19 protein-coding genes are annotated in these 13,759 nt (G+C 60.4%); 3 read left to right on the forward strand and 16 right to left on the reverse strand.

Translation table 11 applies throughout. The annotated features are described in order from the left end of the window. Positions 1-87: 87 nt before the first annotated feature. From JOD31_RS05290 to JOD31_RS05325, 8 genes are all read right to left on the reverse strand, one after another. On the reverse strand, positions 88-366 hold the full coding sequence (locus JOD31_RS05290) for a DUF6959 family protein (RefSeq protein ID WP_204949209.1): 279 nt from the start codon (positions 364-366) through the stop codon (positions 88-90). An 88-nt stretch (positions 367-454) separates the two neighbouring features. Further along, positions 455-964: a hypothetical protein gene (locus JOD31_RS05295; protein ID WP_204949210.1), complete on the reverse strand. Its 510-nt coding sequence runs from the start codon at positions 962-964 to the stop codon at positions 455-457. A gap of 85 nt (positions 965-1,049) precedes the next feature. Beyond that, positions 1,050-1,424, reverse strand: coding sequence for a hypothetical protein (locus JOD31_RS05300; protein WP_204949211.1), 375 nt, complete (start codon positions 1,422-1,424; stop codon positions 1,050-1,052). Positions 1,425-1,589: 165 nt separating this feature from the next. After that, a complete protein-coding gene (locus JOD31_RS05305) occupies positions 1,590-1,973 on the reverse strand; it encodes a hypothetical protein (protein ID WP_204949212.1) in 384 nt (127 codons plus the stop codon). 308 nt (positions 1,974-2,281) lie between these two features. Beyond that, positions 2,282-2,686, reverse strand: a complete 405-nt coding sequence (locus JOD31_RS05310) for a hypothetical protein (RefSeq protein ID WP_204949213.1) — start codon at positions 2,684-2,686, stop codon at positions 2,282-2,284. Positions 2,687-3,603: 917 nt separating this feature from the next. Next, positions 3,604-3,849 (reverse strand): glutathione S-transferase family protein, encoded by a 246-nt coding sequence (locus tag JOD31_RS05315; RefSeq protein ID WP_204949214.1) that lies wholly within the window; start codon positions 3,847-3,849, stop codon positions 3,604-3,606. Positions 3,850-3,917: 68 nt separating this feature from the next. Further along, a complete protein-coding gene (locus JOD31_RS05320; protein WP_204949215.1) occupies positions 3,918-4,322 on the reverse strand; it encodes a helix-turn-helix domain-containing protein in 405 nt (134 codons plus the stop codon). Positions 4,323-4,519: 197 nt separating this feature from the next. Further along, positions 4,520-5,092: a hypothetical protein gene (locus JOD31_RS05325; RefSeq protein WP_204949216.1), complete on the reverse strand. Its 573-nt coding sequence runs from the start codon at positions 5,090-5,092 to the stop codon at positions 4,520-4,522. Positions 5,093-5,638: 546 nt separating this feature from the next. Between JOD31_RS05325 and JOD31_RS05330 the strand changes: the two genes are divergently transcribed. Next, entirely contained in the window at positions 5,639-6,028 is a 390-nt protein-coding gene (locus tag JOD31_RS05330; protein WP_204949217.1) for a Spy/CpxP family protein refolding chaperone, read from the forward strand. Between the two features lie 34 nt (positions 6,029-6,062). On the opposite strand, the gene JOD31_RS05335 is transcribed toward JOD31_RS05330, so the two are convergent. The 6 genes from JOD31_RS05335 to JOD31_RS19810 all read right to left on the reverse strand — a co-directional run bounded on the left by JOD31_RS05335 (position 6,063) and on the right by JOD31_RS19810 (position 10,273). Beyond that, positions 6,063-6,353, reverse strand: a complete 291-nt coding sequence (locus JOD31_RS05335; RefSeq protein ID WP_204949218.1) for a hypothetical protein — start codon at positions 6,351-6,353, stop codon at positions 6,063-6,065. Positions 6,354-6,525: 172 nt separating this feature from the next. After that, the gene (locus tag JOD31_RS05340) at positions 6,526-7,128 is read right to left on the reverse strand and encodes a hypothetical protein (RefSeq protein ID WP_204949219.1); all 603 of its coding nucleotides are present in this window, start codon (positions 7,126-7,128) and stop codon (positions 6,526-6,528) included. Positions 7,129-7,147: 19 nt separating this feature from the next. After that, positions 7,148-7,672, reverse strand: a complete 525-nt coding sequence (locus tag JOD31_RS05345) for a hypothetical protein (RefSeq protein ID WP_204949220.1) — start codon at positions 7,670-7,672, stop codon at positions 7,148-7,150. 70 nt (positions 7,673-7,742) lie between these two features. Beyond that, positions 7,743-8,405 (reverse strand): recombinase family protein, encoded by a 663-nt coding sequence (locus JOD31_RS05350; protein WP_204949356.1) that lies wholly within the window; start codon positions 8,403-8,405, stop codon positions 7,743-7,745. Positions 8,406-8,510: 105 nt separating this feature from the next. Continuing rightward, positions 8,511-9,905: a hypothetical protein gene (locus JOD31_RS05355; RefSeq protein WP_204949221.1), complete on the reverse strand. Its 1,395-nt coding sequence runs from the start codon at positions 9,903-9,905 to the stop codon at positions 8,511-8,513. Positions 9,906-9,997: 92 nt separating this feature from the next. Next, positions 9,998-10,273 (reverse strand): thermonuclease family protein, encoded by a 276-nt coding sequence (locus JOD31_RS19810; protein WP_428980899.1) that lies wholly within the window; start codon positions 10,271-10,273, stop codon positions 9,998-10,000. Between the two features lie 489 nt (positions 10,274-10,762). Here JOD31_RS19810 and JOD31_RS05365 point away from each other — a divergent pair, with 489 nt between their 5' ends. Next, the gene (locus JOD31_RS05365) at positions 10,763-11,173 is read left to right on the forward strand and encodes a hypothetical protein (protein WP_204949223.1); all 411 of its coding nucleotides are present in this window, start codon (positions 10,763-10,765) and stop codon (positions 11,171-11,173) included. Between the two features lie 53 nt (positions 11,174-11,226). Here JOD31_RS05365 and JOD31_RS05370 read toward each other — a convergent pair whose 3' ends face one another. Beyond that, the gene (locus JOD31_RS05370; RefSeq protein ID WP_204949224.1) at positions 11,227-11,574 is read right to left on the reverse strand and encodes a hypothetical protein; all 348 of its coding nucleotides are present in this window, start codon (positions 11,572-11,574) and stop codon (positions 11,227-11,229) included. On the opposite strand from JOD31_RS05370, the gene JOD31_RS05375 reads away from it, so the two are divergent. Next, complete coding sequence (locus JOD31_RS05375) at positions 11,573-12,067, forward strand: hypothetical protein (protein WP_246482330.1); 495 nt, start codon at positions 11,573-11,575, stop codon at positions 12,065-12,067. The genes JOD31_RS05370 and JOD31_RS05375 overlap by 2 nt on opposite strands. On the opposite strand, the gene JOD31_RS19725 is transcribed toward JOD31_RS05375, so the two are convergent. Next, the gene (locus JOD31_RS19725; RefSeq protein ID WP_204949225.1) at positions 12,055-13,584 is read right to left on the reverse strand and encodes a site-specific integrase; all 1,530 of its coding nucleotides are present in this window, start codon (positions 13,582-13,584) and stop codon (positions 12,055-12,057) included. The genes JOD31_RS05375 and JOD31_RS19725 overlap by 13 nt on opposite strands. Positions 13,585-13,759: the final 175 nt, after the last annotated feature.

Raw genomic sequence — 13,759 nt, forward strand, 5'->3', positions numbered from 1 at the left:
GGAGGTGATCCGAGACGCGGGCTGGCGTTGGCAGAAACTTTCAGAGCACCTTGGGGCGGACGCTTCCGACTTGTTACAAGTCGCCGCTTAGAACGACCTGTTTTCGGAGAATGGCAATGCGATGCCATGCGCCTGCAGCGTGGCTTTGTAATGATTCAGGTATGACCACAGCGCATTCCGAAGTTCATTGAGCTCTTCGTAGCCGGGCGATTTGCGAGATAATTGTTCACAGGCCAAATCTGCACGATGGCAGAGCGCGTGAAGACTATCACCTTGCACGAGAACACCGGGAAACGCTCGACCAGGATGGCGCATAATGGCAGCGTTCGTCTGGTCCGAGAATATTTCAACGATCTCTGTGCGCATCAGTTTCTCTCAGATTTGGCTCGGCTACGCTTTCAAAGCACGCGCCGAAATGCCCCGCAATGTGATCAGGATCAGCGTGAATGCCGTTCTACGCGGGCCTAACGAGCGCGTTCTCACGCTTCCGAACGCGCAGCTTCAGGAGCCCCGCAAGCGTCACGTGACCGCGCGGCCAGACGTCCGCGGGCAACCCGTCGCGCTTCTTCACCATCATCCAACGGTCATGCGCAGGGCTGGCAAGAGGGGCGAGAGTGACTTCGTCCGGCGAAAGGCCCCACGCTTGCGGCCCCGCGCAGTGCTCTTCGATCGCCCGGAGGGCCAGGACGCCGAAGTCGGACGGGAGAGCGCGTCCGTAGGTCGGCACATGCCAGCCGTTCACGACGACATGCTCACGATCGTAGGCCGTCTGCGCCTCGTCGAGCGCGTCTTCTGCGTCCGCGCCACCTTCGATCAGGGCGGCGGCTCGACGCCTGATCTCGTCGCGCCGCTCGGAGGCGTTCGTGAGGCCGGGACAGTTCGGGAAGCGGTCCCACGCGAGGCGGGAGAGGAGTTCGGCGGGCGTCTCGGGTGAGCCCTCGGAAGGCGTGGACGTCGTGTTCATGGCGGACCTTATGTGGCGTGAGGTGGGAGCGAACGCGCCCCCACAGCCGACGTGAGCCGGCCGCAGGGTCGTCGTGAGCAGTGGTTCAGGCGGCGACCTGGAAGACGGCGGCTTCGCCACGGCCCTTCGCAAAGCCGCTGTCGGCCGCAAGATTCTCAGGCCGAAGGTCCAGCCGGTCGCGGGAGCGATAGAAGCAGCGCTCGCCGCCCCGCAGGTCGAGGATGAGACGCGCGACGCTCACTCGGCCGGCCGAGGAATATGCTCGCGTGTGGTAGGCCGAAACGTAGAAGCGGCCCTTGCCGTCGCCGCTCAGGCCCCAGGTCTCGGAAACGCCGAGGGCGCGGAGGCGCTCATAATCGGGCTTGAGCAGCGTGCAGTGCTTGCCGTGGCCTACAGGAACGACGGCGATCTCGCGGCTTTGGCTGTCCCGGTAGAAGCGGGGCGTGGTGGTGTCGGTCATTTCGGGATGTCCTCAGACATGCGTCGGCGATCCCCGTGGAGGTCCACGAGGTCAGGCCGGCTCGGTTGTTGGGTTGGGTTCAGGTCATCCGGCGCGGCTCACCGCGGGCGGAATTCGGGGAAGACGAGGAAGGTCGAGACCTTCATGTGATCCGTTTAGGCTGGATCAGGCTCGTGGCTCGGACCACAGGACAGCCTCGCGGCCGTTCGCGTCGCCGCGGGCCACGATAAGGTTGTCGCTGATCAGGTTGAGCGGGCTGCGGTCGCGGTATCGGACGATCTGCCCCGCTTCAGCCCGAGCGATTATACGGGCGATGCGGACAAGGCCATGACCGGACCGGACCCTGCGCTTCGTGGCCGTGACGTAGCCCCGCCCCCCGCCGTTGTCGTTCAGGGTCCAGTGGGGACGGATGCCAAGCTCTTCGAGCCGGCGAAAGTCCTCCGTCAGGAGGCGACAGCGCGGGCCGTTGGCGAGTTCGACTTCGGTGATGTCGCGGCCTGCGGCGTCCACGTAGGAGCCAACGTAACGTCGGGGCGGAGCGGTGCTCATGGCTTTCTCTGTGTGCGGCGAGGTGGCCCTAAAGGCGCGTGAAGGCGCTCTTCGCGGGCGTCGCGGACTTCTGTGGGGATGATGATTTGCAGGAAGGCCCCGCGGTGACTCAGGGGAGCCCGTACGCGGCGTTCCGGGGCCGGCAGGTGAAGTGTGTGCCCGTGGGCGCAACAGGCCGCCAGGGAGTTCCGGAGAGGCTCCGGCGAAGTGGGGCTGAAGGGGGCCTTGGGGGCTCGACTACATTAAAGAAACCGATGCGCCCCAACCGACACGGGCGCAGTGCGATGCAGCTCTACAAGCAGCGCCGCCTAGGGAACCTCGATCTCCTGCTCTACGCCCGGCGGGTGTTCGGCCAAGTCCATTGACCAGCCGTCCCCATCGAACGTCAGCGTGATCTCGAAGGTCGGCCCGCCCCCTCCGCTGTTCATATACCAGCACCGGACACGGCGTTCCTCGACTGCGAGGAACTGCACGAAGTTCATGTCCACGTAAGACCCGATCTTCGCGCTGATCGCCTCGGCGATTTCGAGCGCCCCAATACGTCGAAGCTTTTCTGAGCTACCGGCCATGCCATTCGATGGCACTGGCTGCGCGGCCTTGCAAGGGCTCGGCATTACCTGCGAGCTGCGCGCAATCGAGAAGGACGGCGCGACTACGTCTGCGTAAAGAACCTTTGCGCTGCGCTCGACCTTCACGACACCGTCAGCGCCCACGTGAAGAAGCTCGACCCGGAGCACCTCCCCTAAGCTGATCGGATCAGCTTAGGGGAGACCCGAGCTGGAAAGCCGATGCTCATGGTCACCGAGCCCGGTCTCTGGGTTCTCGCGACACGCGCCGACTCGGCCAAGGCGAAGCCCTTCCGCGACTGAACTCACCCGCGAGGCGCTCTCAGCGATCCGCAAGACAGGCGAGTTCCCTGAAGGGCAGCGGTAAGCCGGTTCCGAGCTACCGCTCACGTGCTCTTTCGCGGGCACGATCGCGGACCTGAAGGAGCTGGGCGCGCAGATCACGACAAAGGCCGGGATGGCCCCTCCCCTTTAGGTCACCTTCAGGTCTCAGTTAAAGAGACAAGGAGATAACCAATAGGCTTTATATAATTAATACAACATACGAATCACTTATATAACTCCTTAAATAACACTATCTAAGTTATTGCCCTTTAAGTAAACTTATAATCTCCACTTAATAGGGGTGTCTTACTTTACTCATTACTGTGTCTCATCTTGGAGAGGGCTCATTCTGTCTGTCTGTGGTCGACAGCGAGGAACGAGCCCTCCTGTATCCAAGGGTGCGGGATAAATCTAAGGCATTCAAATACAATAGGAATTTTTTGTCTTGTCTGGTGCCGCATGCCGCCTCATCAGAGCCCCGTCAAACGAAGCCTTAAGGCCGCCTTCAGAGAACCGAAAGGCCCCTAAGACGTCCGCAGCGCGCGCCTTGGCGATGGTCGACGGTCCGGATGCGGCCCGGCGAGGCCTCCTCTTTCTAAGGGTGGGCGGTAAACCCCATGCCCCGCCCTGACTCTCAGGAGTCCACTGGCGGGCTTTGGGTGCCACCGCACCCAGCCTAGCCGACGAGAGCTGACGGCCGCCTACGGGACCCCAGAGCCGCTATCCGCGGCTCCTCCCCGTCAGTGCGCCCAACGCGGCCCACTCTCCGACTTGTAGCGCTCAAGCGCCTCTCGGAACTCTCCATCCGTCCGCGCTATGACATTGTCTATCTCCGCCGGGTTAGCTGCGCCGCCGAAGCGCCGGGCCGCCAGCTTGCGTACGCCGCTCGCGGAGATCAGCACCTGCCCGCCAACTTCGCGGATTTCGTGGGACTCCAAACCCATAGCGAGCAGATCGGAGCGCGATACGCCCTTATTGCCGGTCATTGCCAACTTCTCCTGTCCGGCGCGGGATGCGCTCGGCTCTATCAATGGTGTGGGGTAAACTTTGCGGCTCAGAGGCTCTTGGCCTCACCGCGCGCCTTCCGCGGCCTTCTCCGGCCCAGCCGGGCGTGCAGCATCTTCAGCGCTGCTACGCCTTTCGGCGTCAGCACAAGGCCGCGGTAACGGGCGTCATCACGTAGCGGCCCATCCTCGATCAGGCCGGGACCGCTCCGCACTCGCCCGTTGTGAACGTCACGGTACTGTTCCCTGAGCTGCGAGAGCATCGTGAAGGTCGTAGAATGCGGAGACCGCAGCAATACGGCGATCTCCATAATCGTTACGCCCGGTTTCCTGTAGATCATGATCAGCGCCAAGACAGCCTTAAGGCGAAGCTCGGGCAACACCACGTGGGTCGTAAGCAGCACCCGAGCGGCGGCGTCCAGTCGTCTTAGCGTTGCTCCTTCGTCCGCGAACATGTTCCCTCCGTCGTTCGCGAACGAGAGAACATGTCACAGACAGACTAGGAAGCCCGAATTCGCCAAGGGCGCGAACCGCACAAGACTATATATCTCGTGCGTCTAGTAAAAATGCGCGCGCTGCTCGCAACTTGAGTCCTGCTGTGTCATGCCACAGCGTGACACGTGTGGCGTAACTGCGCGCGAATGTCGCAGACCTAAAGAACGGCGACGCGATGCTGCGGGTTAAGCACCGGCCGCAACGCCACCTTGAGCACCGCCTTGAGCGGCCTCCAAAGCAGCCTTCGCACTGGCGGCACGATGAGTAGGTGATACACGCGCCACCAAACCGCTCCGAGCACGGCCGCGAGGATCAGAAACGGAGCAAGACAGTAGCTCCAGAAAACCGGCTTCCAGATCGGGCGCGTATCACGGCCACGACCACGGGGCGTTACGGGAGCGTTCACGCTGGCCCTGATTGGTCCGAAGACGAACTCAAAGACCCCTGCCTGTTGCCACTTCGCCGGGTCATTATCAGGAGCACGATCCGACCACAGGTCGAAAAAGGGTCCCGGTCGGACAGGGTCCTCACTGAATGAAATATAAATCTCCCCAACGACCGGAATATCCAAGAAGCAATTTGAGCCGAGATGCCGGAGCCACGACAACGGCACTAGGCGAACATTGTCGATACTCCAGAGATTTAACGCGCCGGCATTATGCGTGTCGCAAGACATTCTCGATTTTCCCCGATGAACACCGGCCGCCTGCCGGACAATCGGGATAAGCATCTGATTTGGATCAGCGGTCCAATGACTTAAGGGAATCCATCACCACTTGTGGATTCCATTTGATGATGTGAACGGCCGATCTGGGACGGAGCTTCGCCCGGCCACTCATGCAGTTCGACACATTCACGGACACGTGATTATCAATATCCGCAGGCGATGGGGCCGCGCCGCGTTTCAGTTCTGACGTAGACGGATGCAAACGCCACGATATGAACAGGCATTCATATTCAGATTTGGCTCTACATCATTCGTATCTGCATCGGAGATACACAGAAACAATGCGGAGATACGCCGTTGCGTACCAAGTCTCTTGTCATCGCCATAGTGGCAGCTTCGACGCTCGCCACAAGCGCCTTCGCTCTCAATGCGGGCTCACCACCCCAGCCGACTGCATTCCAGATCGCGCAGGCCCAGCCAGCCGCCCCAGAGCGCCCGAATGAGCCCGGCGAACAGCGCGGGAAAATGGACCGGGCGCACGCCCACGGCCCCCGTCACGAGCGTGGACCGCGGCACTGGCAGCGTGGCGAGCACCGCCAGCGCTTCGCTATGAAGCTCGCGGAGCGGCTCGCAGCGGCCGAGGTGGCGATCGGCGTAAAGAGCGATCAGCTCGACACGTGGCGCGCCTTCACAGCGGCGGCGGTGGACTTCGTGACGCCTCCCGAACGCCGTGGCCCGAAGCCGGACGCCCAGGCTGGCGAACAGACAGCCACGCCCTCGCGAGGCGTACTCGGCATGGCCGATAGGATGGCCGATCGAGCCATTGAACGGGCCGAGAAGGGCAAGGCGCTGAAGGCCGCGACCGACGCCCTGCGCCAGAAGCTCACACCTGAACAGCTCGCGAAACTGGATCAGTTCGCCTTAGGGCCGCGCCATGGGCCGCATGGGGGCCGCAGACATGGGCCGGATGGCCCACGGCGTCACGGCAGCGAGCGCTAAGACCTCGCAGCGTTACGATGCCCGCTGGTGGCTCTCAGAGGGTCGTCAGCGGGCAAGTCGCGAACCCTTGTTCCCCGGTCATCCCGAAGCGCTCGGCGAACGCCTCCAGCTTCCGCTTGGCGACGCTCCGCTCGTTCTCGGAGCCGCCGCGCTCGGCCATCGCCTGGAGCTTCTTTGCGTGCTCAGCATCGGCGCGGTCGAAGGCGGACTTAGGGGTCTCGGGAGGCGTCGGCATGCGCCGGGAGGCGTGGGCTTCGAGGAAGGCCCGAACGCCGCCGTCAAATTTACGGAGGTCCGTAAGTTCGGCGAGGCGCGCCACGCGCATGTACTCGCAGGCCGTCGTCTGACTGACACTCGTTTGCGCCTTCAGCCAGTCCGCACCCGCCATGCGCGACGAGCTTCTTCGCAGCGATCAGCGCCTCACCCGCGCGCCGGGCTTCATGGAGCATGGAGCGGGCGTGGAAGGTGACTTGGTGGTGGGCGTCGACACGGTGCGGTTACCGGCTACTGCTCAGGTCCCCGTAAAGGTCTGCGAGCATCCGACCGCCTTCCGCGGTGTCGGAGATGAAGCAGGGATCATCCCACTCGTTCTGGAACGTAAGGGTGCATCCTTCGAAATGGTAGACGGTGAAAAGGGCATGCTCTTCTTGCCGTTGTGGCGCTCCGGCGCGCTTCTGCAAGGCAGCTCTTACGTCTGGGATGTCAACGACATCGAACTCAAGCGAGCTCCCGCCGCCGGTGAGCCGCAGAAGGCGCACCTCCTGGTAGACGACTGCCGCCTCCCCGATGATGCGGCCTTCCCAAAGAAAGAAGCGCCGCGACATGCGCATCGCCTCCGCGCCCTCTTGCGTTAGGAAGTCGAAGCGGATGCGGCGCTTCTGCCCAGGCTCCAGCGGTGCGCCCTCGAACTCTAAGCGCGCGTCAAAGCCTTGGATCGGGGCCGTCTGCGACACCAAGCAAGGACAGCGATAGCCGGATAGCAACGGGGTTTGTCGACCGCCCTCCTTGGAGAGACGCAGCGAGACGTCAGCGAGAAGCCGCCGCGCCGCACAGTCCTTTGTGTTCTCTTCGTTCGCCACGGCAACCTTGCTGATGTTCAAAGGTCGGAAGCTATCTTGTCTAGCCACATTCCAGTTGGACCGCTTCTGCCTCTTTCGCCGCCGCCCTCGCGTCCGAGGAGGTGTCAAACATGCCTTCGAACTGCATGCGGATAGGATTTTCCGCATAGAAACTTCGAAACTCCCGAACCTCGGGAACTTCCTCCAAATACCGGCAAATCGCCTCCCTGAACTTCCAAGGCTTAGCCTTCTTTGGCAAACGGGATAGCCAGTGGTTGTTCGGGCGTCCTACGGCCCTGCCGGAAACAAGGGCATGGCCGGACGGCAACACTTTTCTTCGCATCACGTTGCGGAAGTGGTCGACCTCCTGGGGAGTCGCGAAGTCCAGCTTTATGCCGTTGAACTCCACTTTGAGGAGGCACCAGAGCCTACGCTGTGTCGGGAAGGGGTGCTTAATGAACTTCGGGCGTCTGAACTGCCCGCCGGGACCGGAGAGATAAGCCCAACCGTAGCCGCGAGCGCCGGCCCAACCACTGATAGGCGTCCACGGAAACGAGGAATGATAGGATAGCTTCGCTGATTTCATCACGCAGTCCGCAAATCACGGACGTCAATTAAGTCCCCGCAGTGGTGGAATGCTAGCCCGCCTCCGCGCTTTACAGCCCCCACACCGCAAGCGCCTTCTCAGCCCCCGCAGGGTCCTCCTTAATCCGGTAGACCGTCTGCCGGCCAACACCCGTTTCCTTAGCGATCTCCGACGCCCCCTTGCCGCCCGCCAGCATGTCCCTCACGGCTGTGTACTCCGATCGCGTGAAGCTTGGCTTGCGGCCCCTGTATGCCGTCTCGCGGCCCTTGGCGTGTTCTATGCCGGCCTTCTGCGCAACCTTCGTGGCCTCCGCCTGAGCCTGTGCTGTGGCCGCCATGAAGGCTATGAGCGCGTCCCGTACGGCGCACTTCATGGGGTCTGTGGTGGCCCCGTCAAATTCCATCCCGTTTATGATCGTCCGCACGACCACGCCCCGGCGCATGAACTCGCGCAGCGTCTCGGTGACGTCGGCGTAGTTCCTCCCCAGGCGGTCCACCCATCTGACCACCAGCACGTCGCCGCGGCGGAGCATATCGAAGAGCCGGCGGCCCTCGGGGCGGTCTCTGAGGTTCGTGGAGACGCCTGAGACGCCGTGATCGGCCACCACTGCATCAAAGGCGAAGCCGGCCTTCTCGGCCTGCGTCTGCTGGTGGGCAAGCGTCTGATCGGCGGTCGAAACGCGGGCGTAGAGGACAGTTTGCAGGGTCGGCTCCCTGCCGTCCGTTGAGATCATGTCCACATAAGATATGTCCGCAGATATGATGTCAACCCTTGCGGACACACACCGAGGAGCCATCTTCACCATGTCCGCTAGGGCATACTTCAACGAACAGACGACTTAGAAGCGGGTCAAAAGATGGGGGTCCCAAAAGAAAAGGTTTATGCGATCTCGCACCGCTCTCCGGAGATGCTTTATATGACGGACCTCCATATCGTTCGATATAGTGGCAAATAACCAGAGAAACCCAAGCGCTATCCGTAGCAGATGACGTTCCAGTTTTAAGAATGCTTGGGACGCCTCAGAGATTTCTGGTGCATCTCCATGGACCACAGCATTTCGCCATCTGTACGCGTTTTTGACGTCATCATAAATATCAATGTACCGCTCGGGCTCACCAAATCCGCCTGCTAAAGCACAGTGATTTGCGAGTTGGTGCGCCTTGTCAGTTCGGTCTATTACAGCAAACGCTTCTAATGCAGCTATTGTTCGAACTAGCCGTATACGAGCATGAGGTTCACTGTAGGCCTCTGATATTAAATGGTTAAAGTACGATATCCGCTCCCGAATAGGGCTTTTCTTCCAAAGGGGCTCGATCGCAATCTGAAACTCACTCTTGAACAGCCCCGTCCACCACTTTGATTGGTGGAGGAAGTCAGCATCCCACCCTTCTTCCACCATCGCTCCCGGCCAAGCGCGAGTTAGTGATAGAGAAATCCGACCATCCTCGGAGAGCCTCATAGACGCCCCGCTCTTCACGCGGATATATTCGCCCGCCAAACGAACATCGCGCGCTGCCCCGAATTTAAGGTACATTCGTATGACGTTGAGAAACATGTCCGCAACATCTCTAGCTGCTGACCATGCTAAATTTTCCTCGAAACCGACAACGTTAACGCAAATAACATGATCAAAATTTTCAGAGAAAGATTCCCAATCTGAAGAGAAGTACATATTTTCTTTGTCTAGCTTCGCACAGTATTCGTCGTATGGAGCCGATATTAATTTCTCGAATATTTTCCTTGATATCATTCGGCAAGGACCAATAGTTAAATCAGTGGTTTTGACAGAATTAGAAAAATGAACCGGAACAAAATAGGTTCCATCATCTCTCTTACTCGCCTGAATGTTCCTCTTCGCGATTAAAATTATCGCATCTAGAGAGAACTTCTGCCTTTTAACTGCATTTTTCCAATGCTCTTCTAGTCCACGAACAATGCTTCTGAGCGAAGTATCGACTGACACCCGCCCTTTAAGTCCGGTCTCCTTAAGTAATATTTTTGCCGCCTCGTGGAGGTGTACAATTCCTTCCTTCGTAATCCACCGTGAAAGTGACATTTCCACATGAATGTACTCAAGTTCGCGATAAAGCGGGAGGGGATCAGCCGCATTGTTATCACGTGCGCGCTTGGCGGCTTCAAACCAACCTTCGGTAAATTTCTCAACATGCCCCTTTAACGAAAGCGCGGAAACTTCAGGCAATGGCTTTCCAAGCAACAGAGAATTGAGAACCATTACTGCCTCGGCTGGAGCAATTATTTAACAACTGATGGAGACGTTTCGACGAGTTTACACGATATTCGGCGCTATGAGCCATATTCCCACTATTAGCTAGGCCCGCACCACGTCGGTCGTTCCGCCCTCGTCAGCTTCGGCCACGGCTTCGCGTGCCCCTCGCGAACCAGCGCGGCCCCTACGTCCTGCTCCCCGATATAGACCACGCCCACGGTTCGCCCGTAGCGGTCCTTTCCGGTTCTCTCTAAGCGCACCTCACCGGTTTGGACCAACGCCCGTAGGCGGTCCCTCGCGGCCTCTGCGCGGTACAGCTCCAACGGACACTGCGCCCTTCGCAGCTCCGGCGCGTCGATAAGGCCCGGCTTCAGAGCGAAGGCGAACGCGCTCCCCGTCGAGGTCGAGCGTGTCCCCGTCGATCACGTAGGGGGCCGCCTGGGCTGGCGAGAAGGGCACCGTTAGGCAGGCGCAAAGGGCCACCGCAAAGGCCGCCATAGGCCACCTGAAAGCGCTCAAGGCCACCCCCACGGGGGGATGCGCGCGCTGCTCCATATCTGATTGGGCTTTCACATGGCTACGCAAAATATTCCGATTCATCTCCAGATGCCCACGCGGCCGTCCACAAAACTCGATAGCGAAGTATGCGAAACTGTTCGGGAGAATTGCGGACTCGAGTCGTACGAGGCTTCCGGGCGGCTGGGGGTTAGGGTGTCATGATGAGGCGATCGTTCCTGGCCGGATTGTTGGCGCTTCTAGGCGTGGGAGGGGCCGAAGCCACTCCTTCGAAGAGAACGACCTTTCCGCCTGTGCCGACCTGGAGGCCATCCTTCCATCAGCCTCTGGAGCGCGTCACTGATCGAATGAGCTACTATCTGAACGGCAAGCGAGATTTTGCGGTCTTCCGGCACGGAACCTGTGTCCTCTTAGAGGACGGGCTGTCCGACGACGATGCGACGGCCTTCGCGCTGAAGGCGCTGTCGGACATCATTCACTTCCATCCCGACATGTCCCCCAGCCCCATGGATGACGGCAATATCCTGGTTCGCTACAATCATCCGGCGGCCAATGTCGTGCTGGACGATGTTGCGGAGGCGCATTGGGCCGAGATCGAGGCGAAGCACCTTCAGGGTCTCACACCTTCGGAGGTAATAATCACGCCGGAGGGTCCCAACAAGTTTGATCGTCTCGGTAAGCAGGCGCTTTTGGGCCGCGCCTATATGTTCATCGACGCTCAAGCCCCGAAGATCGTGCGGATCGTACGGCACCGCTGATCTGTCGGTGTGCGGCGTGCTGCTTTCCTCTTGTCGTAAAGCACGTCACAAGTTCACCCAGGCTGCCCCGGAACGACTGACATCATGCGCTCGATCGTCAGCTTTCCCGGCCTGTGAACGACCTTGTAGCCGCCAAGACGCCACGGAACGTCCCCCGAGGTCTCGGCCGAGAAGGTCTTCTCGTCGCCTTTCAGGGACACGTCCCCGACGCCCGCAGCGTGCCCTTTGGTTTCCCCGCCGACCGTGGTCCCAGACACGCCAATTGAGATGGGCAGCGCCTTCTTGCTCTGCACCGGAACGAGCGCGATCAGACGAGCAGCCGTCTCCCGGCTGAACGTGTCGCCGTCTTGCACGAGCTGATCGATGAGGGCGTGAGCTTCGAGGCGGGAGGCTTGGTCCATGGGGCCTGTCTCTATTGCAGGGAAGCGGTTGCATTGCTTAGTTGCGGAAATGATCGTTTACGAGCCCCTTCCACTGCCCGTCCGCATCCAAGCGAGCCTTAGCGGGCTTGCAGACTTTCATTGGAGCTTCGGCGGCATTACCGCCGACTTCTGGATTCCAGATGATGAAGCGCACGTACTTCGCGTGATATTCAACACTCCTTGCATCGTGAGGATAGTAGACGAGTTCGCACTAAGCACTGAAAGGCCAGAAGGTAGTTTTGAAGGATTGGTGCCCGAGAATTTTGCTTACGTTATGCGCGGCGATCCATTCGAGGCGGCGCAGTCCGAAACTTGGAAATTTGTAATTAAAGCAAACTCCCACTATCGATTTGTCACTGGCTGGGCGTGCCTCGATGTTCTCGCGGCCTCAGCGCCGTCGTTTGAGATAATCGCCAATCGTCACACTTCTCCGCCGCCCCAGGAGGCGACGCCGGGAAGCTACATTGCGTAGCTGATCCGCTCTACGAGCGCCGCTAGTTCAGGCAGCTTCAGCCCCTCCACGCTGTAGATGCTGAACGTGATGCCTTTGCGCTCGTGGCCGACAAGCTGCGCGACCTCGCTTTGGGGGACGTGCTGATTCTCCAGACAGGCGACCACGCTCCGTCTGAAGGAATGGAAGTCGATCCGATCAGCGCCCGTCTTGGGGTCGATGCGCTGGACCTTCAGGCCCCTTCGGTACGCCGTGAAGCGCTTCGAGAGGTACCAACTCCTCTTGCCGTCAGGCCCGCCCGGCTTCAGCGCCGAAAACAGCCACTCGTCACCGTGCTTCGCGTATTCTAAGAGACCCAACTCAATTAGCTTGGAATGCACCGGCACACGGCGGTCTCCGGCTTCAGTCTTCGCGCCCGTGATGTCGAAGACCCAGACGCCTTGCTCCTCACGGAGGTCGGCCGTCCTACGGTCGCAAATCTCGTTCAGTCGCATGCCGCTGTAAGCCGCGATCCAGCACACCCACACGAGCGTTTCATCGGTCGTCAGGGCGCGCGCGGTCCTTATGGGAATGGACCCCAACAGTTTCGTCATCTCATCCGGCTTAAAGGGGAATTTGGCCGTGTCGCGGCGCTGCGCTTCCCGGAAGGACTGCCCTTCCCACGGGTTCTTGCCCTCGAAACGGCCGGACTTCTCGGCCCATTTCCAGACCTGCGAGAGCGCTGTTGCGTACCGGTTAAGCGTGCGGTTGCTCAGTCCCTTCTCCACCCCGCCGAACTTCTCGGCTATCTGGGCGAAGGTCCGCGCCTTCGTCTCCGGGCTGCGACCCCAAGTCGGCGACAGCTTCGACGCCGCCGCTAGGAAGTCAGCCGCCTTCGAACGGCTGACGCTGCCCAAGCCGGGGCGCTCGGCCCAATCGTCAAACAACCGGAAGGTCGCTTCGTACTGACCGATCGTCTGAGCGGTGAGCTTCGCGGACTTGTCCCGCTGCGCCTCCGCAAGGAATGCGTCGGCGGCCTCGCGGAAGCCCATGCCGCGTGTCTTCGCGGGCTCATAGATCGGCCTGAGGGTCACCCGATCGATGGCGTTACGGCCGAACGTCGATGGCGACTCTGAAGGACGTCCGTCGAGAGCTTCCAGCCTTGCACGCGCCGCCGCCATCCGAGCGCGGCTCAGGGCATAGGCTTCGTCGCTGAAGGCTCCGGCGTGGTGCCGCTCGGTTTCCAGTTCAATAAACAGGCCGAGGTTATCTCGCGTCTCTTGGACGTCCTCCAGGTGCCGCAGGTGCTCCCTGAACTCCGCAGCGGCCTTGGCCTCAATCTCTGCTGGGGTCCACTGGCGCTGTCCGCGGGCCACCTCGAACTTGGCCGTCCAGTCCGCTGCGTGCTGCCAGCGCACGCGCTTGGCGACGGAGAGGTCGCGCGTTTGAAGGGAAGTCACGACCTCGCGGCGACCGATCGTATGCACGACATCAGAGGGCACACGCATGACGAAATACCACGTCTGGCGGCGCTGCTTCAGGTGCCGGGTATCGGCCACTTCATGCCCCTGTCGTACACGTTTGTGGAGCACGTAGCCCTAAAAGTCCAATAATCATAGCTACTTCATAGTCCTAGCACGGACGCGGCTTCTCCTCCCTCCCCAGCCAATTCTGTAAAAGCCTTTGAAGCCAATAGCCTATTCTGGCCGAGTACTCTCGGCTGGTCGGTTCGCG

The organism is Methylopila capsulata (genome assembly GCF_016907975.1).
Classification (GTDB): domain Bacteria; phylum Pseudomonadota; class Alphaproteobacteria; order Rhizobiales; family Methylopilaceae; genus Methylopila; species Methylopila capsulata.